Origin of the sequence: Collimonas humicola (assembly GCF_018304945.1) — a bacterium.
Taxonomy (GTDB): Bacteria; Pseudomonadota; Gammaproteobacteria; order Burkholderiales; family Burkholderiaceae_D; genus Collimonas; species Collimonas humicola.
This window is the reverse complement of record NZ_JAGQEE010000014.1, coordinates 1-18,991: the sequence shown is the minus strand read 5'-3', so window position 1 is coordinate 18,991 and position 18,991 is coordinate 1. Positions and strand designations below refer to the sequence as shown.

12 protein-coding genes are annotated in these 18,991 nt (G+C 61.4%); 5 read left to right on the top strand and 7 right to left on the bottom strand.

All coding sequences use genetic code 11. The features are described from left to right. Nucleotides 1-581: 581 nt before the first annotated feature. Nucleotides 582-2,390 (bottom strand): M4 family metallopeptidase, encoded by a 1,809-nt coding sequence (locus KHU30_RS24890; RefSeq protein WP_211445278.1) that lies wholly within the window; start codon nucleotides 2,388-2,390, stop codon nucleotides 582-584. A 465-nt stretch (nucleotides 2,391-2,855) separates the two neighbouring features. On the opposite strand from KHU30_RS24890, the gene KHU30_RS24885 reads away from it, so the two are divergent. Continuing rightward, nucleotides 2,856-3,461 (top strand): CVNH domain-containing protein, encoded by a 606-nt coding sequence (locus KHU30_RS24885; protein WP_211445277.1) that lies wholly within the window; start codon nucleotides 2,856-2,858, stop codon nucleotides 3,459-3,461. Between the two features lie 29 nt (nucleotides 3,462-3,490). Here the strand turns inward: KHU30_RS24885 and KHU30_RS24880 are convergent, their stop codons facing one another. Then, nucleotides 3,491-4,411 (bottom strand): LysR family transcriptional regulator, encoded by a 921-nt coding sequence (locus tag KHU30_RS24880; RefSeq protein ID WP_061939591.1) that lies wholly within the window; start codon nucleotides 4,409-4,411, stop codon nucleotides 3,491-3,493. Between the two features lie 156 nt (nucleotides 4,412-4,567). Between KHU30_RS24880 and metE the strand changes: the two genes are divergently transcribed. Then, nucleotides 4,568-6,856 (top strand): 5-methyltetrahydropteroyltriglutamate--homocysteine S-methyltransferase, encoded by a 2,289-nt coding sequence (gene metE / locus KHU30_RS24875; RefSeq protein ID WP_211445276.1) that lies wholly within the window; start codon nucleotides 4,568-4,570, stop codon nucleotides 6,854-6,856. Nucleotides 6,857-6,957: 101 nt separating this feature from the next. Here metE and KHU30_RS24870 read toward each other — a convergent pair whose 3' ends face one another. The 4 genes from KHU30_RS24870 to KHU30_RS24855 form a co-directional block, all read right to left on the bottom strand. Beyond that, nucleotides 6,958-7,536, bottom strand: a complete 579-nt coding sequence (locus KHU30_RS24870) for an ATP-dependent Clp protease proteolytic subunit (protein WP_211445275.1) — start codon at nucleotides 7,534-7,536, stop codon at nucleotides 6,958-6,960. Nucleotides 7,537-7,654: 118 nt separating this feature from the next. After that, the gene (locus KHU30_RS24865; protein ID WP_211445274.1) at nucleotides 7,655-8,464 is read right to left on the bottom strand and encodes a MetQ/NlpA family ABC transporter substrate-binding protein; all 810 of its coding nucleotides are present in this window, start codon (nucleotides 8,462-8,464) and stop codon (nucleotides 7,655-7,657) included. Nucleotides 8,465-8,623: 159 nt separating this feature from the next. Beyond that, nucleotides 8,624-9,283, bottom strand: a complete 660-nt coding sequence (locus tag KHU30_RS24860) for a methionine ABC transporter permease (RefSeq protein ID WP_211445273.1) — start codon at nucleotides 9,281-9,283, stop codon at nucleotides 8,624-8,626. Further along, nucleotides 9,283-10,332, bottom strand: a complete 1,050-nt coding sequence (locus KHU30_RS24855; RefSeq protein WP_211445272.1) for a methionine ABC transporter ATP-binding protein — start codon at nucleotides 10,330-10,332, stop codon at nucleotides 9,283-9,285. The genes KHU30_RS24860 and KHU30_RS24855 overlap by 1 nt, the downstream gene beginning before the upstream one ends. A gap of 177 nt (nucleotides 10,333-10,509) precedes the next feature. On the opposite strand from KHU30_RS24855, the gene KHU30_RS24850 reads away from it, so the two are divergent. Both KHU30_RS24850 and KHU30_RS24845 read left to right on the top strand, forming a co-directional pair. Then, nucleotides 10,510-10,710 (top strand): hypothetical protein, encoded by a 201-nt coding sequence (locus KHU30_RS24850; protein ID WP_061939601.1) that lies wholly within the window; start codon nucleotides 10,510-10,512, stop codon nucleotides 10,708-10,710. Between the two features lie 8 nt (nucleotides 10,711-10,718). Beyond that, on the top strand, nucleotides 10,719-11,525 hold the full coding sequence (locus tag KHU30_RS24845; RefSeq protein WP_211445271.1) for a hypothetical protein: 807 nt from the start codon (nucleotides 10,719-10,721) through the stop codon (nucleotides 11,523-11,525). Between the two features lie 12 nt (nucleotides 11,526-11,537). On the opposite strand, the gene KHU30_RS24840 is transcribed toward KHU30_RS24845, so the two are convergent. Further along, nucleotides 11,538-12,806, bottom strand: coding sequence for an MFS transporter (locus KHU30_RS24840; RefSeq protein ID WP_211445270.1), 1,269 nt, complete (start codon nucleotides 12,804-12,806; stop codon nucleotides 11,538-11,540). 557 nt (nucleotides 12,807-13,363) lie between these two features. Here KHU30_RS24840 and KHU30_RS24835 point away from each other — a divergent pair. Beyond that, a partial coding sequence (locus KHU30_RS24835; protein WP_211445269.1) for a non-ribosomal peptide synthetase occupies nucleotides 13,364-18,991 on the top strand: 5,628 nt, incomplete at its 3' end.

The following is an 18,991-nucleotide window of genomic DNA, read 5'->3' as shown; positions in this document are numbered from 1 at the left end:
AGCAGGCGGACCGGGCTTTTTACGGCACGCTTACTGGTAGTCGGCCACCAGCGAAGCGCCGCTGACAGCGCGGTAGGCATTCAACAGCAGATAGTAGGTGCCGGCGCCGAAAGCCTGATCGAGCATTCGGTCATCATGATTCAAAAGTAACGGCAAAGTAGTTAAATAGGATCGGAGTTTTTTTTCGCGGCTTTTTGCGAAAATTACTCCGACCCTATTTAACGGACTACGGAGTACGTGCGGCTGCATTCCAAGAACGGTCGGTGTGTAAGTAAGACGTTTTTTACTCCGTGGATACAAGCCGGGAGCGGCCCGGCAGCCGCTCACTTTCTTTGCTTCGCCCCTGGCCGGGCGCCGGAAAGTAAGCAAAGAAAGGCGACCGCACGGCTCATTTGGCAACGTCAGCATGCGGAATTCAAAAGCAACCCCAACGTCAACGTCAAAATCAACCCCCGCGCAGTCAACCGGGGTCGGAGTTTTTTTCGCGGCCTTTTGCGAAAATTACTCTGACCCCGCTTGACGGACTACGGAGTACTTACGGCTGCATGCCAAGAACGGTCATGCGTTGCTGCTTTACCGGCTTACTGGTAATCCGCCACCAGCGAAGCGCCGCTGACAGCGCGGTAGCCGTTCAGCAGCAGGTAGTAGGTGCCTGCGCCGGGTGCGCCGATGATGACGCTTTCGGCGTTGGTGCTGCCGTCGGATTTGGCGTCGTAGGTGCTGGTGCTAGGCGTTGCACCCAGCTTGACATAGATGTCGCCGTCACCGCTGCCGCCGGACAGCTGGAAGCTCAGGTTGCGGGCGCCGGCAGGAACCGCGATGCTGTACACATTGCTGCCGCTGCTGGCCACGCTGATGCCGTTCACCGGCACACCCTTGACCAGGACGTTGCCGCTGCTGCCGCTGCAGCTGACGCCAACGCCTTTGAAAGCGGCAGTCACGTCGGCCACCTGGTAGCCGCGGTTAGCCGCGGCTTTTTCGACGCCGCATGCGCCCTGGTTAAAGGTGCTGTTGGCGGTCCAGTACAGGTGATTGGCGTCGGCCATCACCTCGAAGGCCTTGCGGGTGCTCCAGCCGGCCGTGGTCGCCAGCAGGTAGAAGGCCTTGTTGTAGACCCCGCTGCTGTAGTGGACGTCGAGACTGCTGGTGTAGTTTTTCGCGTTATCGATCGAACGGCCGTCCTGGGTCGGATTGGCCATGTAGCGCAGCGCGCCGCTGGCCTTGAAGATGTCAGTGCCGACCAGGAAGTCGTTGGTGCCCTTCATGTAGTTTTCAGCGGCTTCGCCGGCCATGTCGGAGAAGGCTTCGTTCATGCCGCCTGACATGCCGCTATACACCAGGCCGGAATTCTGCTCGGTGAAGCCATGGCTGACTTCATGGCCGGAAACGTCCAGCGCCACCAGCGGATAGAAGGTCGAGGCGCCGTCGCCGAAATTCATCGCGCTGCCGTCCCAGAACGCATTTTCATAATTGCTGCCGTAGTGGACCTTCATGTACAGGGTCTGGCTGATAGGACGCAGGCTGAGCCAGTCGCGGTACATATTGAACACCACATTGCCAAAGTAATGGGCATCGTTGAGCGGCGAAAACGCGCCGTTGACAGCCTTGTAGGTGTTGCGCGGGCAGGTGAAATGGAAGGGCGTGCTGCCGCTGCTGCCGTTTTGCAGATCGACCGTCACTACGTTGGTGGTGACCATGTTGCAGTTGCTGTCGACAACCAGCGGGCCGTATTTGCCGCCCGGCTGGTATTCGTATTGCCCGGTCTTGGCGTTGCCGCCGGGGCCGCTGGCTTCGTAATGCGTGATGCCTTCCCATTGCTTCAGCACGGCGCCGCTGTTGGCGTCGATGATGTAGTAGGGACGGCTGGGTTTGGCGGCGCTCTTGTTGACGAACGACACCACATAGATCAGCTGCGCCACATTGTTCTGGCCCAGCTGCACGTACAGCTTGGCTTGCTCGTTTTCAGTGACGGCAGCGCGGGAGATGGCCTTGGCTTGCAGCAGCACGTCGGCGGCGGCATAGGCCGGCTTGGCGCTCGGCAGGTCGTTCGCGATATTGCGCAGCAGGACGCCGGACATCGCCGGCTGCGCCTGGCTGGCCGAGCGCTGCTCGACGATGGCCTGGTCCCATACCGGCACGCCCTGGAAAAATTGCTGATAGCGGGTGACCACCTTGCCATTGGCGTAGTTCTGGCTGCGGAGAGGCTTCAGTTCGTCGGAACTGAGCCCTAGCAAAGCCTGGACGCTGACCTGGCCGCCTTGTTTGGCGGCTTGCACTTGCGGGGTGTAGCTCTCAAGATCAATGCGGTCGGCTGCGATTGCGCTTGAGCTTGCCGCCAGCAGCAGCGACAGAAACAACGGGCCTTCGACGTGACGTAATGCTGGTTTCATGGTATCTCACTCTCTTGAAATTGATGCGTGGATAAGACATAAGGTGACCAGATACTTCGCGAACAAAAACACTACCGGCAATCCAGGGCGCCCACTGCCTCCAGCTCAAGCATTTGCTAAAACGACACCGTTGTTGCCGATGTCATTGCTGCAATCCATGCAAAGAGCTGCCGGCGGCCAGGATTCCTGCGATGGCTCTCATTTGTAACAATCACTAACATAAGTTACGTATTGTTACAAAATGAAATGCCATGTGGCAACATACTCGGATTTCTGTTGTCGAAATAGCTGTTATTTCTTACAGGAAAGAATGTTCGGGAAGCTTGCCTGCGGACGCCTGGCGGGAGGGAGGGGGTACGGGTCCCTACGAAATAGAGGGGGGAAATACCGGTAAACGCGGGGGGAGGCCCTGTTTTGCCGAAGTATAATCGTGGGATTGCAAGATGTTTCGTTGAAGGAGAAAAAATGAAAATCAAATCCATGCTGATGGTAATTGCCTGCGGCGCTTTCGCCGCCTGTGCTGCAAGTCCTTACAACGACGGTTATACCCAGTATCAGCCTGCCGCTCCCGGCTACTATGGCAATGCCCCGGTTGTCGCTTTTGGCGGCTATGGCGACTCTCCCTCGTACGGCGACCGGCGCGACGACCGCTACGGTGACCGCGACGACAACCGTTATGGCGGCGACAATTGGGCGCCGCCCGGCAGCTACCGCGATTCCTGCCGCGATATCGTGGTGCGGCGCGGCATGCTGGAAGCCACTTGCGGCGGCGACAATGGCGGCAGAAGGACGGCCATTCCCCTGTCTTCCTGCCGCAGCGGCAGTTTTGAAAATATCAACGGCAACCTGCAGTGCATGGGCGGAGGCGGTCGTGACTATGGCGGTTCCAACAGAGATTTGCCGCCAGGAAGCTACCTCCAGTCCTGCTCGGAAATCGGGATCCGGGGCGGCGTGCTGGAAGCAACCTGCGGCGGCAGGGACAATAGCAGGATACGGTCTTCAATCTCCCTGCGCTCATGCCGAAGCGGCAGCTTCAGCAATATCAACGGCTACCTGCAGTGCGATCGCTAGCCGCTAGTCGCTAGTCGTAACCGCAGCAATCAAAGCAATTCCACGCTCAGCAGATTGACGTAGCAGCTCTCGCGCGTAGTGCTGACAAAGTCGACCAGGTAGGGCTGCTGCGACACCTCGGGCAGGCAGGCCGCATACAGGCGTCCGGTCAGGCCCTTGGCGGTGATTCTCTTGGCCAGCACATAGTCGCGCGTCAGGTAATTCTGCGCCGCCCAGATCGGCAGGGTGGCGATGCCGCGGCGGCTGGCGACCAGCTGCAGCATCGCTACCGTCAGTTCGGTGGTGCGGCGCGCGGTCTGGATGCCGGCCGGCTTGAGCACCTGCCGGACCACGTCCAGCATGTCGTCCGGCACCGGATAGGTGATCAGGGTGTCGCCGGCAAAATCTTCCGCCACCAGATATTCCTTGGCCGCCAGTGGATGGTCGTGCGCCACCAGCGCCACGATTTCAAAGCTGAACAGGGCGTGGTAATCGACTTTCTCATCGGGGTCGACTTCCGCCACGATCGCCACGTCGGCGCGATGTTCATACAGCAGCCCGACCGGATCGGCCTGGAAGCCGGAAACGATATCCAGTTCCACCTCCGGCCAGCGCTTGCGGAAGATATCCATGGCCGGCATCAGCCAGTCGAAGCAGGTATGGCATTCCACCGCGATCCGCAGCTGACCGGCCACGCCTTGCGCCATGCGCACCAGGTCGCGCTCGCTTTCCGCCACTTGCGGCAATACCGCATCGGCCAGTTTCAGCAGCCGCTCACCGGCCGGGGTAAACCGTACCGGCACCGATTTCCGCTCGAACAAGGTGGTGCCGTGATGGTCTTCCAGCTGCTTGATCTGGTGCGACAGCGCCGACTGAGTGACATTGAGCAGCGTGGCCGCGCGCAGCAGGTTGCCGGCCTCGCGCAGGGCATGCAGGGTTTTCAGGTGGCGTAATTCGAGGATGGATTGCATATGGTTGCCAATGAGGTTGCCAATATGGTTGCGAGAAGGATCAAAAAATAGCTGTATGAGTAAAATTCAAGTTGATTCTTAATATTTATCGTTTGAATCATAATCCAAGCTGGCCCAAGATGCGAGTCATCGAACATGTTTTTATTGGAGACAGAGATGGCATTGGCACACGTATTAGGGTTTCCGCGCATCGGCGCTCACCGCGAACTGAAGTTCGCCCAGGAAGCGTTCTGGAAGGGCGCATCCGACGAGGCGGCATTGCGCGCCGCCGGCGCCACCTTGCGCGCCCGCCACTGGCAAGCCCAGGCCGACGCCGGCCTCGATTTTGTCACCGTCGGCGACTTCGCCTGGTACGACCAGGTCCTCGGCACGCTGGCATTGCTGGGCGCTATCCCTAGCCGTTTCGGCTTCGATCCGAAACAGCTGACCCTGGCCGAATATTTCATCCTGGCGCGCGGCAGCAAGCAGCACTTCGCCATGGAAATGACCAAGTGGTTCGACACCAACTATCACTACCTGGTGCCGGAATGGACTGCCGACCTGCAGTTCAACGGCGGCGTCGACTGGCTGCACGATGAAATCGCGGAAGCGCGCGCCCTCGGCCACAAGGTGAAAGTAGCGCTGGTCGGGCCGCTGACTTTGCTGTACCAGGGCAAGATCAAGTCCAGCCTCAGCCACAAGCTGGATCTGCTGCCGAAAGTGGTGGCCGGCTATCAGCAGTTGCTGCAGCGTCTGCACGCCGCCGGCATCGAGTCGGTGCAGATCGATGAACCTATCCTGGCGCTGGAACTGGACGCCGCCTGGCGCAACGCTTTTGCGCCGGTCTATTCACAACTGAACAGCGCGGCGCCGGCTCTGCTGCTGACCACCTATTTCGGCGAAGTCAGCGAACACGCCGAGCTGCTGCGCTCGCTGCCGGTGGCCGGCGTCCATCTGGACCTGATGCGCGGCGCCGGCCAGCTGGAGCAGATCGCGGCCGGCTGGCCGCAAGACAAGGTGCTGTCGCTGGGCGTGGTCGACGGCCGAAACCTGTGGCGTACCGACCTTGACCAGGTGCTGACCAAACTCAAGCCGCTGCAAGCGCAACTCGGCGACCGCCTGTGGGTCGCTTCCAGCTGCTCGCTGCTGCACGTGCCGGTCGACCTCGCCAATGAATCCAAGCTCGACGATGAATTGAAAAGCTGGCTGGCGTTCGCCACCCAGAAGCTGGCGGAAATCGTCGCCCTCAAGCAGGCGCTCAACGGCAATGCCGCTGCGGTCGAAGCGCAATTCGTGGCTTCGCGTGCGGCCCAGGCCAGCCGCCGCGGCTCCAGCCGCATCCACAATCCGCTGGTGCAAAAACGCCTGGCGGCGGTGACCGCGGCCGATGCCGAGCGCTCCGCCGCCTTCGATGCCCGCATCGCCAAGCAGCAAGCGAAATGGCAGCTGCCGGCATTCCCGACCACCACCATCGGTTCTTTCCCGCAAACCGCCGAAATCCGCCAGGCGCGCGCCGCCTACAAGCGTGGCGAGATCGGCCACCTGGACTACCTCGACAAGATGCGCGAAGAAATCCGCGTCGTGGTCAAAAAACAGGAAGAGCTCGGCCTCGACGTGCTGGTGCATGGCGAGCCGGAACGTAACGACATGGTCGAGTACTTCGGCGAACAGCTGTGGGGCTACGCCTTCACCGCCAACGGCTGGGTGCAGAGCTACGGTTCGCGCTGCGTCAAGCCGCCGGTCATCTACGGCGACGTCTATCGTCCTGAAGCAATGACAGTCGGCTGGAGCCAGTTCGCCCAGACCCTGACAGCCAAGCCGATGAAGGGCATGCTGACCGGACCGGTGACGATGCTGCAATGGTCCTTCGTGCGCGACGACCAGCCGCGCGAGACCACGGCGCTGCAAATCGCCCTGGCTTTGCGCGACGAAGTCTGCGACCTGGAAAAGGCCAATATCGGCATGATCCAGATCGACGAGCCGGCGTTCCGCGAAGGCTTGCCGCTGAAATCGCGCGACTGGCCGCATTACCTCGACTGGGCGGTGCGTGCCTTCAAGATCAGCGCCGCAGGCGTCGGCGACGAAACGCAGATCCACACGCACATGTGCTATTCGGAGTTCAACGACATCCTGCCGTGGATCGCCGCCATGGATGCCGACGTCATCACCATCGAGACTTCACGCTCGGACATGGAGCTGCTGGATGGCTTCGGCGAGTTTGCCTATCCCAACGACATCGGCCCCGGCGTCTACGACATCCACTCGCCGCGCGTGCCGCAGGTCGACGAAATGGAGCGCCTGTTGCGCAAGGCGCGCGGCGTGATTCCTGATGCGCGGCTGTGGGTCAATCCGGATTGCGGCCTGAAGACGCGCGGCTGGCCGGAGACTTACGAGGCGCTGGAAAACATGGTGCTGGCGGCCAAGCGTTTGCGTGAGACGGTAGAGCTGGAACGCAAGGCGGCGTAAGCTTCAGGCATAACGAAAGAGGGGGCGAGTAAATCATTTACTCGCCCCCTCTTGCCGTTAACCGGACCTTAAGCGGTCGTCATGCCCATGCCTTGGCGCTGTCAGGCAACTTCCTTGGCGCTGACGATGGATTTCGACACCAGGCCGTATTCGATGGCTTCCGGTGCCGACATCCAGAAATCGCGGTCGATGTCTGCCGTCACTTTTTCCAGCTTCTGGCCGGTTTCCTTGGCGATCAGGGCGCCGATTCTTTCGCGCACGCGGATGATTTCACGCGCCTGGATAGCGATATCGGAAGCCTGGCCGCCGACGCCGCCGCTTGGCTGATGGATCAGGAAGCGCGTATTTTGCAGGCAGAAGCGGCGTTCTTTCGGCACCGACAGGAATACGTTGACCGCGGCGCTGCCGACCCAGCCGCTGCCGATCATGTTGACAGGAGCGTCGATGAAGCGGATCACGTCATGGATCACGTCGCCCGATTCCACATGGCCGCCCGGCGAGCAGATCAGGAAATTGATCGGATCCTTGGATTCGCCTGACAAGGCGATCAGCTGGCGGACGACATCGCGCGCCAGCGCATCGTTGATTTGTCCGAACAACAAGACTGTGCGCGACTTGAACGCTTTCTCTTCCAGGAAGGCGTCGCGCTGGGGTGCATTGGTTTCCACTTTTTCTTCCATGATGTGCCTCTAAGGTGTTGGGGAATTCTTAATTGCAAAAGAGTCAGTGTAAACCAAAAAGCCCCCGCAAATGGCGAGGGCTTGGTTTGTTATCGCTGTTTTGCAGCCATCAGAGCGATCAGAATGCCGGAACCACCGCGCCCTTGTATTTCTCTTCGATGAACTTCTTCACTTCCGCCGAATTCAGCGCTGCTGCCAGCTTCTTCACGGCAGGGCTGTCCTTGTTGTCGGCGCGCGCCACCAGCAGGTTGGCGTAAGGCGAATTGGCGTCTTCGATGAACAGCGAATCCTTGACCGGATTGAGCTTGGCTTCGATCGCGTAGTTGGTGTTGATCAGCGCCAGGTCGACCTGGTTCAGCACGCGCGGCAAGGTGGCCGCTTCCAATTCCTTGAATTTCAGGTGCTTGGGATTGTCGACGATGTCTTTCTGCGTCGCCGAAATGTTGCTTGGGTCTTTCAGCTTCAGCAGGCCCTGGCGCGACAGCAGCAGCAAGGCGCGGCCGGAATTGGACGGATCGTTAGGGATGGCGATGACAGCGCCGTCCGGCAGGTCGGCCAGCTTCTTGTACTTGCTCGAATAGCCGGCGAACGGTTCGACGTGGACCTTGGCGACCACGACTTCCAGGTCGTTCTTGTGGTTCTTCTTGAACTCGTTCAGGTAGGGCAGGTGCAGGAAGAAGTTGCCGTCTACCCGCTTCTCGTTGGTTTGCACCGCCGGCTGGATATAGTCGGTAAATACCTTGACCTGCAGGTCGACGCCTTCCTTGGCCAGGATCGGCTTGACGAACTCCAGGATTTCCGCGTGCGGCACCGGAGTGGCGGCGATCACCAGCTTGTCGGCGGCTTGCGCCGGCGCTGCGGCGATCAGGCTGAAGGTCGACAACACGGCCGCAGCCAGGCCGAGCGAAAATGAAAATTTGCGTGACATATAAACTCCCTTTTTGGATTTGAAAAAATGACTGCTTATGCAAGAACGTAGTTAATAAATGCCGTCACTCCCGCGAACGCGGGAATCCACGTTGATGAACCTGAAAATGGGTCCCCGCGTTCGCGGGGACAACGGGCTAGCGATACTTGATTGGACGGCTCATTTACGCGTGAAATGCTGCACCAGGCGGTCGCCGGAGAACTGCAGCACCTGCACCAGCACCACCAATACGGCGACGGTGGTCACCATCACCTCGGTCTGGAAGCGCTGGTAGCCGAAACGGATCGCCAGGTCGCCCAGGCCGCCGCCGCCGATCACGCCGGACATGGCGGCATACGACATCAGGGCGATCGCGGTGACGGTGGTGGCGGCAATCAGGCCGGGCAGGGCTTCCGGCAACAGGGCGCCGAAGATGATCTGGCGCTTGCTGGCGCCCATCGCCTGGCAAGCCTCGACCACGCCGCGGTCGATTTCGCGCAAGACGTTTTCCACCAGCCGCGCAAAGAACGGCGCGGTGCCCAGCACCAGCGGCGGAATCGCGCCCAGTACGCCGAGCGAGGTGCCGACCAGCAGCACCGTGACCGGGATCATCACGATCAGCAGGATCAGGAACGGTACCGAGCGCAGCACATTGACGACCAGCGACAGCACGCGGTAGATGCCGCGCTGTTCCAGCAGCTGGCGCTTGCCGGTGATGAACAGCAGGATGCCGAGCGGCAGCCCGAGCAGTATCGTGAACAGCAGGGAAAAGCCGGTCATGGCCAGGGTTTCCCAGGTGGCTTGCCAGATGTCGGCCCAATCGATGAGAGAGAAATCCATTATGCCAAGACCTCGTGACGAATATTGTGTTGATCCAGTGTCGTGAAAACCTGCGCTACATCGGCCGCTTCACCACGTATTTCCACCAGCAACTGGCCGTAGGGCGTGTCCTTGATGCGGGCGATGGTCCCTTGCAGGATGGTGATCAGGGCCGGTGTGGCGGCGGCGATGCTGCTCAGGATCGGCTGGTAGGTGATGTCGCCGACATAGGTCAGGCGCACCAGCAGGCCGCGCAGATGCGGATGGCCGGCTGCCGTCGGCGGCGGCAGCAAAGCGGCCTCGGCGGAGAATGGCGTGCTTTCGGCCACCATGCTTTGCGTCACCGCGTGCTGCGGATGGAGGAACACTTCGGCGACCTCGCCGCTCTCGACGATGCGGCCGCCTTCGATCACCGCCACGCGGTCGCAGATATTGCGGATCACCTGCATCTCGTGCGTGATCAGCACGATGGTCAGGCCCAGCTTGCGGTTGATGTCGAGCAGCAGGCGCAGGATGGCCTGGGTGGTTTCCGGATCGAGCGCCGAGGTGGCTTCGTCGCACAGCAGCAGGTGCGGCGTGTTGGCCAGGGCGCGGGCGATGCCGACACGTTGTTTCTGGCCGCCGGACAGTTGCGCCGGATACTTGTCGCGATGCTCGCTGAGGCCGACCAGCGCCAGCAGCTCGCTCACCCGGACGGCGCGTTCCTGCGGCGTGTACTTGCCGGTGATTTTCAGCGGCCAGTCGATATTGGCGGCTACGGTCTTGGCGTTGAGCAGGTTGAAATGCTGGAAAATCATGCCGATGCGCTGGCGCAGCCGGTGCAGGCCGCTGTTGTCCAGCGCGGTAATGTCTTCGCCCTCGATCGATACGCTGCCGCTGGAAGGGCGTTCCAGCATGTTGAGGGTGCGGATCAGGGTGCTTTTGCCGGCGCCGGAGCGGCCGATGATGCCGAAAATTTCGCCTTTTTTGATATGCAGATTGATATCGGACAATGCAGCGACGGGAGTGCCGGCGGTTTTGGCATTGCGTTCCAGCGGATAGGTTTTATGCAGGTTCTTGATGCGGATCACAGGTTTGCTTCACAAATTCAGTCAGGCTTGCCATTTTATCAGTGACCCTATATACGCCAAAGTTATATCTCGTTATGTAGATATAACAATCCTGTTGTTAGACAAGGCGAGCATCGCCAGAAAGTGACACTGCGGCAACATGCAAAAAATGCTTTTTTATGGCATAGTGGACACACTATGAAAGCACTCAAGAGCGCACTGGCCAAAAGAGTTCTCGCTGATCCGAGCGCGACGCTGCAGCTGCGCGCCTATCTGGCCAGCAAGAATTCCCAGCCTTCATTGTCTACCACGGTCGCCACCGACGATGTGATCAGCTTGCATTCCGCGCAAGAGGGCACCGTCCTGTACCGTCTCACCGTCGTACCCAAGGCCGCCTGAGCGGTACGATGAACGTAGCGCTACCTGCCTTAATCGTCTTCCTGCTATTGCTCCCCGGTTTCATCGCCCGTTCGCGCTTCAAGCGGGCCGAGCGCATTTCCCTCGATTATTCCCCGTTCGGACAGATTGTCACCGAAGCCATGCTGTGGAACTGCGTTTTCCATCCGCTCTGGCTGCTGGCTTCGGCATGGTTGTTCGGGCGCACCCTGCAGCCTTTGCTGCTGCTGGAGCTGCTGTCTTCCGATGCCGCCAGCCAGGCCAAGGCGATCCAGGGCATCGCCCTGCAGTTTTCCTGGATCTGCGCCTATTTCCTGAGTCTGTATGCCGGCGCCTGGATCGTGCCGAACGCTTTCCGGCTGATGATCACGCGCTATCGCCTGGACCGTTCCAACGCCGGCTGGTATGTTCCCTGGCTGCGTTTCAACCAGGCGCCCTGGTACTACCTGCTGACCGGCGCCGATTTCGACGAAGAGCAGCGGCCGGACCTGATCTCGGTATCGGCCATCGTCAACGTCGCCGGGCAGGCGGTGCTGTTCACCGGCATCCTCGACAATTTCTTTGTCGACGCCAACGGCAGCCTGGACCGCCTGATCCTGGAGAAGGTAATGCGGCGTCCGCTGTCGGCCGACAAGCCGGACGGCGCCAGCATCGCGGAAGAGCTGGAGCGTTTCTACGTGGTCGAGGGCGACTACTTCGTGCTGCGCTATAGCGAAGCGATCACCCTCAACATCGAATACATCAGGATGGACAGGCTCGCAGACGATGCTGTGCCGGAACCGGCGCCCATGATCGATGTCTTGAGCGAAGCCGACTAGCGCCGGGGTTTGTCAATTGCGCAATTGCCGCAGTTTCGGATGCAGCAGCATCAGCATGGCGAACAGCGATAGCGCCGCGCCGCCGCAGATGAATAGCTGGGATGGCGTGACGTAGCGAATCAGGTAGCCGGCAATCAAGGCAGACAGCGGCGCACTGGTGATCAGGATCAGCATCAGTATGCTGAGCACCCGGCCATGGAGCGCGCTCGGGATGCGGCGTTGTATCCATGTGAACAAGCCGACCTGAACATAGCCGGCGCCGATGCCGACCACCACCATCAGCGCCAGGCCGATCTCCAGCATATGGGTCAATCCCATGCCAAGCACGGCCATGCCGGCCAAGCCATCGATCAGGCAGACCGCAATGCCGAGATGAACGACTTTCCTGGCGCGCAGGCCGGAGAAGACGATGCCGATCAGCTGTCCCAGGCCGTTGGCCGCAATCAGTATCCCGAAGGCCGAGGCGCCGCCGCCCAGCTGGCGGTCCACCCATAGCGGCAGGCCGACCTGGACCGGGCCGGCCACCAGCAGGGTGACAACCGTCCAGTAACTGATCAGCGTCCTCAGCACGCCATCGGACCACAGCCATTTTGCCGCAGGAATGATGGTGGCAAGCAGCGGCACCTCGGTTGCCTGATGAGCCGCTTCAGCCTGCGTGCGCGGCGGCAGGCGCGGTACAGCAACCGCCGCGAGCAGGAAGCAGCCGGCATTGAGCAGGAAAACCAGCCCCAGTCCATCCGCTGAGGCCGCCAGCAGGCCGGCCAGCAGCGGTCCGCCCAGCAGCGACACCTGGGTGATCCCCATGAGCGCCGCATTCGCCGATTGCAGCTGCTGCGGGTGGATCAGCCTGGGCAGCATGGCGACCCGCGCCGGAATGGCGAATGCGCCCACCAGTCCCATGCCGCAGGCGAACAGATACATCATCCATAGCGCCAGCATGTCATACAGCAGTAATGTGCCCACTCCCGTGAGCAGGATGACGCCGCCGGCCAGCGCGCAGAGCAGCACGGCGCGCGGCGAATGGCGGTCCACCAGCACGCCGGCGATCACCAGAAACAGGATTTTCGGCAGCGCCATCAGCGCCAGCACCAGGCCCAGCGCCACGCTATCGTTGTTCAGCTTCAACACCAGCCAGGGCAGGGCCACAGTGGTCATCTGCTCCCCCAGGAAGGCAGCGAAAGAGCCTGTCATCAGCAGCAGGAAGCCGCGATGCAGCAATGCCGGCGGCCGCCCGGCCTGATCGGCGGCGGCAGTATTTCCCATCGCAAGTTCTGTGCTCATCTCGGTCATGGCTGGCGTATCTATTGTCAAACGATCGGGCGCGCCGTGGCCGCCGCTCCAGCAGGCGAGGCGAGATAAAAGACAGATCAGTCTACTTGGATTTTGCGCATTGCAACACCCTGTAAAAAGTGACAGTTTCGGCGTTTGTTGCGTTCTGTAAAGTAACTATGTTGCACCGTATCCTACCTGCAGCGCTGTGACGACTTTTACCCCGCAATCAGCAAAGTACGGCGATTGCCATATTTCTGATTGCTGCCGTCGAAGGCCGGTTGCTGCAGTGGATGTCCATAACCATCTTGTTTCCTATGCCAAGAGAATTCCATGTGCACGCCCATCCATCCGCAGCCCTGTCCATTCCGTCTCTTCAATAAAACCGTCGCTCCCGACGCTGCTTCTTAAGAGCTCGCTTCAACTTCAATTCCAGACTTAAGGCCGACTTAATGCCATATCCCGGCGCCGACAGGCGCGCGGCTTTGGGGAGCTGACTGCGCTCCTTATTTTCAATTGCTAATTGCTACCAGAGGGTTTCCATGTCGAATTCGCCTGAAACAACAGCTGTGTCAAATTCCTTGCCCAACGGCGCGTCAGCGGCCGTCCACGAACTCTCTTCCGTGCAGCAGGTGGTCTGGCTGGATCAGATGCTCAATCCTGACATCCCTTATTACAACATCGGCCTGGCGGTGCAGATCGACGCTGCCATCGATCCGCTGCTGCTGCAGCAGGCGATCCGCGATTTCGCCATGGCCAACGACGCATCCCGGCTGACCCTGGTCAAAGCCGGCGGCGTGGCGCAGCAACAGGTGTTGCCGTCGCTGGAATTCGTCTTGCCGGTGCTGGACTTATCCGGTGCAGCCGATGGCGACCAGCATGCGCGGCAACATATGGAGCGGGTATTCAAGCAAGCCTTCGATCTGTATGGCGGGCTGCTGTGGAAAATGGAATTGATACGCGTAAGTCCTGTGCGTTACTACTGGCTGCTGTGCTATCACCATCTGGTTGCCGACGGCATCAGCACCTCGCAGAGTTTTGTCAGCATCGCCAAAGCATACAATCGCTTGCTGGGGCTGGACAGCACCGTCGCGGAAACTGCGCCGTCCTACCTGGATTTCATCGCCAAGGACCAGGACTATTTCGCTTCTTCGCGTTTTGCGCTCGACAAGGAATTCTGGCGCCAGCGTTTCACGCAGCTGCCGGCGCGGCTGGTCGCCGGCGACAGTGCGCTCGCCGCAAAAACGCTGGCTCCCAGCGAACAGGTATATTGGCCCATCCAGCGTCCGCTGTTTGAAAAAATGACGGCGTTTGCATCCGGGCACGGCTTTTCCGGCTCGGATTTCATGCTGGCGCTGACCAGCATCTATTTCGCCCGCGTTGTCGACCTGGAGGAGGTGGTGATCGGCGTGCCGGTACATAATCGCAGCAATGCGCGTGAAAAAAATACCTTTGGCATGTTTTCGTCGATCATTCCGGTCGGCTTTGCGCTGGACCGGCAGCAGCCGTTCGTGCATGCGATGGCGGCGGTCGCCAAGGAAATGCGCCGCTGCTACCGCCATCAGCGCTTCCCGATCGCGGAGATAAACCGCCTGCACAACGTCGTGCAAAACGGCTATCGCCAGCTGTTCGACGTCTCGCTTTCCTTCGAGGTATTCAATACCGATTTCCCGATGGGAGCAGGGATGGCAAGCGGCGTTGAGCTGGATCATGGATTCGAGCAGACGCCGCTGGCCATATCGGTCCAGGATTTTCACAGGGACCAGGATGTGCTGGTGGTGTTCGACTACAATACGCGCCATTTCACGCGCGATGAAATCGTCCGCATGCAAAGCCGCATGGCCTTGCTGATGGATGCCGTCCTGTCAGGCGCAGACTGCCCGATTGACCAGTTGCCGCTGCTCACCGCGGCGGAGCGCCATCAGATCGTCTGCGACTGGAATGCGACCCAGGCCGGTTATCCCGCGCCTCTGCTGCAGCAGTTGTTCGAGGCCCAGGTGGAAAAGACGCCGGATGCAGTGGCGGTAGTACACGGCCAAGCGCAGCTGAGCTATGCCGAACTGAACCGGCAGGCCAATCAGCTGGCGCACTACCTGCGCGAACTCGGCGTCCAGCCTGACGACAGGGTGGCGATCTGCGTCGAGCGCGGCTTGACCATGGTGGTGGCTTTGCTGGGCGTGCTGAAGGCGGGTGCGGCTTATGTCCCTTTGGATCCGGCCTATCCGGCGGATCGCCTGGCGCACATGCTGAACGACAGCGCGCCGCGGGCCGTGCTGACACAGGAAGGGATCGAAGGCGGCTGGCTGCAGGTGAAAGCGACGATTGCCGCTGGCCTGCCGCTGCTGGACCTGCAGGCGCCGACCTGGAGCGGATACCCGAAACATAATCCCGACAGCAGCCATCTGGCGCCATCGGACATGGCGTACGTGATCTACACCTCGGGTTCGACCGGCACGCCGAAGGGCGTGATGGTCGAGCATCGCAACGTGACGCGCCTGTTTGCCGCCACCGACGCCTGGTTCCATTTCGGCAGGGAAGATGTCTGGAGCCTGTTCCATTCCTTCGCCTTCGATTTCTCGGTATGGGAAATCTGGGGCGCCTTGCTGCATGGCGGCCGCTTGGTGGTGGTGCCGCTGGAGACAGCGCGTTCGGCGGAGGATTTCTATCGCCTGCTATGCCGCGAGAAAGTCACCATCCTTAACCAGACGCCGAGCGCCTTCCGCCAGCTGATTGCGGCGCAAGGCAGCGGTGCGGAAGCACACCAGTTGCGGCATGTGATTTTCGGCGGCGAGGCGCTGGAGCCGGCGACCCTGGTCCCTTGGTATGCGCAAAACCAGGGCAGCGCCACGCGCCTGATCAATATGTACGGAATTACCGAGACCACGGTCCATGTCACTTACCAGCCGATCGACGTTGCCGATACCGTATGCGGCGGCGTCAGTCCTATCGGCGTGCGCATACCGGATCTCTCCGTGTATCTGCTGGATTCCCGAGGGCAGCCGGTGCCGGTCGGCGTGCCGGGCGAGTTGTACATCGGCGGCGCCGGCGTCGCCCGCGGTTACCTGAATCAGCCGGAACTGAGCGCGCAGCGCTTCGTGCCGGACTGTTTCTCGCAGGCGCCTGGCTCGCGCCTGTACAAGACCGGCGACCTGGCGCGCTGGCAGGCCGACGGCACGCTGACGTACCTGGGCCGCAACGATTTCCAGGTCAAGATCCGCGGCTTCCGCATCGAACTGGGCGAGATTGAAACGCAGCTGGCGGCGCATGCGGCGATCCGCGAAGCGGTGGTGATCGCGCGCGAAGACGTGCCGGGCGACAAGCGCCTGGTGGCCTATATCGTAATCAACGAGGAAGTCGATGCCGAAACCCTGCGCACGCACCTGCGCCGCAATCTGCCGGACTACATGGTGCCGGCCGCGTACGTCACGCTGGAAGCCTTGCCGCTGACGGTCAACGGCAAGCTGGACCGCAAGAACCTGCCGGCGCCGGCAAGCGATGCCTATGCGGCGAGCAGCTATGAAGCGCCGCAGGGCGAAACGGAAATCGCGTTGGCGGCGATCTGGTCGTCGCTGCTGCAGATCGAGCGCATCGGCCGCCACGACAATTTCTTTTCGCTGGGCGGCCATTCGTTGCTGGGTGTGGCCTTGATAGAGAAGATGCGCCGGCAAGGCTTGCTGGCCGAGGTGAGGGCGCTGTTCGCGACGCCGACGCTGGCCGGACTGGCGGCGTCTGTCGGCGCGGAAAGCGCGCTGGTGGCGGTGCCTGCCAACCTGATCCCATCCGGCTGTGAACGGATTACGCCGGCGATGCTGCCGCTGGTGAGCTTGAGCGAGGCGGAAATTGCGCGCGTCGTCGAACGCGTGCCTGGCGGCGCCGCCAATGTGCAGGATATCTATCCGCTAGCGCCCTTGCAGGAAGGCGTTCTGTTCCATCACCTGATGGCCAAGGAAGGCGATCCCTACCTGCTGGTGGGGATGATCGGTTTCGATACCCGGCACAGGCTGGAGAGCTATCTGTCGGCCTTGCAGGACGTGATACAGCGGCATGACGTGCTGCGCACGGCCATCATCTGGGAAGGCGTGCCGGAGCCGCTGCAAGTGGTGTGGCGCAGCGCGCCGCTGGTGCGGGAAGAATTGATCCTGGATCCGGAAGATGGCGATGTCGCCGGCCAGTTGCGGGCGCGTTTCGACCCGCGCCATATGCGTCTTGACTTGGCGCAGGCGCCCATGATGCGCTCCAGCTTTGCCTATGACGCCGCGCAGCAGCGTTGGGTGCTGCTGACTCTGCTGCATCACCTGATCAACGATCACACCACGCTGGAAGTCATCCACGCCGAGATCGGGGCGCATCTGCAGGGGCGGCAGGCGCAGCTGCCGGCGCCGCTGCAGTTCCGCAATTACGTGGCGCAAGCCAGGCTGGGCGGCAACATCGAGGTTCATGAAGCTTTCTTCCGCCAGATGCTGGGCGATGTCGACGAACCGACGGCGCCATTCGGCTTGCTGGAAGTGCACGGCGACGGCGGCGGCCTGGAAGAGAGCCATGTGCGGCTCGACGCGGCGCTGTCGCAGCGTTTGCGGCAGCAGGCGCGGCACCTGGGCGTGAGTGCGGCCAGCCTCTGCCACCTGGCCTGGGCGCTGGTGCTGGCGCGGGTTTCCAGCCGCAGCGATGTGGTGTTCGGCACGGTGCTGTTCGGCCGCATGCTGGGCGGCGAGGGCGCCGACCGCATGATGGGCCTGCTGGTCAATACCTTGCCGCTGCGGCTCAATATCGGTACGCAGGGGGCGGCGGCCAGCGTGCGGCATGCGCATGCATTGCTGGCGCAGCTGGTGGCGCATGAACATGCTTCGCTGGCGCTGGCGCAACGGGCCAGCGCGATTGCAGCGCCGCAGCCCTTGTTCTCGGCCCTGCTCAATTACCGTCACAGCGTGCTCGACCAGGCCTCACCCGAGGAACTGGCGACCTGGGAAGGGATTACCCAGATCTCGGGAGAAGAGCGCAGCAACTATCCCTTGAGCCTGTCAGTCGACGACCTGGGCGCCGATTTCGCTCTGACCGCGCAAGTTACGCCAGCGGTAGGGGCAATGCGGGTGTGCGGCTTCATGCAGACGGCGCTGGAAGGGCTGGTGACGGCGCTGGAAACGACGCCGGAATGCGCCATCAACAGCATCGATGTCATGCCGGCCGAGGAAAAACGTCAGGTCACCAAGGCCTGGCACGGCACGCAAGCGCAGTACCCGGCGCCCTTGCTGCCGCAGCTGTTCGAGGCGCAGGCGGCGCGCACGCCGGATGCGGTTGCGGCGGTGCATGGCGCCCATCAGTTGAGCTATGCCGAGCTCAACCGCCAGGCCAACCAGCTGGCGCATCACCTGCGGCAGCTGGGCGTCAGGCGCAACGACCGGGTGGCGCTGCAGCTGGAGCGTAGCCTGCCGCTGATTGTCGCCGAACTGGCGATCCTCAAGTGCGGCGCCGCCTATGTGCCGCTGGATCCGGCCTTGCCCGACGAGCGCAAGATTTTCATGGTCAAGGACAGTGGCGCGAGCGTGCTGCTGGCGCTCAGCGACAGCCGCTGGCCGGCACAGGCGGCGCTGGCCAGGGTCAACCTGGACCAGATCTCGTCCAACGCCTATGCCGCCGACAACCTGACGCCGGGCGGCGACGACGAGACGATTGCCTACATCATGTATACCTCGGGTTCGACCGGGCAGCCGAAAGGGGTGCTGGTGCCGCATCGCGGCATCAAGCGCCTGGTGCTGGAGAACGGCTACGCGGCCTTTGACGCTGGCGACCGCATCGCCTTCGCCGCCAATCCGGCGTTCGACGCCTCGACCATGGAAATCTGGGGCGCCTTGCTGAATGGCGGGCGGGTGGTCGTGATCGATAAGGAAATCTTTCTCGATCCGCTGCGCTTTGCCGACGCGCTGGAACAGCAAGGGGTCACCACGCTGTTCCTGACGACGGCGGTGTTCAATCAATGCGCGGCGATCGTACCGGATGCGTTCCGCCGCCTGCGCTTCCTGCTGACGGGAGGAGAGCGCTGCGATCCGGCCGCCTTTGCGCGCGTGCTGGCGGCAGGCAAGCCGCAGCACCTGATTCACTGCTACGGCCCGACGGAAACCACGACCTACGCCACGACTTACGAAGTGGCTGCCATCGATGCGGTTGAGGCGACCATACCGATAGGCCGGCCGATCGCCAAC

Coding starts and splice junctions, on each gene's coding strand:
- KHU30_RS24890 (WP_211445278.1), bottom strand. CDS start 2,390: ATGAAACCAGCATTACGTCACGTCGAAGGCCCGTTGTTTCTGTCGCTG.
- KHU30_RS24885 (WP_211445277.1), top strand. CDS start 2,856: ATGAAAATCAAATCCATGCTGATGGTAATTGCCTGCGGCGCTTTCGCC.
- KHU30_RS24880 (WP_061939591.1), bottom strand. CDS start 4,411: ATGCAATCCATCCTCGAATTACGCCACCTGAAAACCCTGCATGCCCTG.
- metE (WP_211445276.1), top strand. CDS start 4,568: ATGGCATTGGCACACGTATTAGGGTTTCCGCGCATCGGCGCTCACCGC.
- KHU30_RS24870 (WP_211445275.1), bottom strand. CDS start 7,536: ATGGAAGAAAAAGTGGAAACCAATGCACCCCAGCGCGACGCCTTCCTG.
- KHU30_RS24865 (WP_211445274.1), bottom strand. CDS start 8,464: ATGTCACGCAAATTTTCATTTTCGCTCGGCCTGGCTGCGGCCGTGTTG.
- KHU30_RS24860 (WP_211445273.1), bottom strand. CDS start 9,283: ATGGATTTCTCTCTCATCGATTGGGCCGACATCTGGCAAGCCACCTGG.
- KHU30_RS24850 (WP_061939601.1), top strand. CDS start 10,510: ATGAAAGCACTCAAGAGCGCACTGGCCAAAAGAGTTCTCGCTGATCCG.
- KHU30_RS24845 (WP_211445271.1), top strand. CDS start 10,719: ATGAACGTAGCGCTACCTGCCTTAATCGTCTTCCTGCTATTGCTCCCC.
- KHU30_RS24840 (WP_211445270.1), bottom strand. CDS start 12,806: ATGAGCACAGAACTTGCGATGGGAAATACTGCCGCCGCCGATCAGGCC.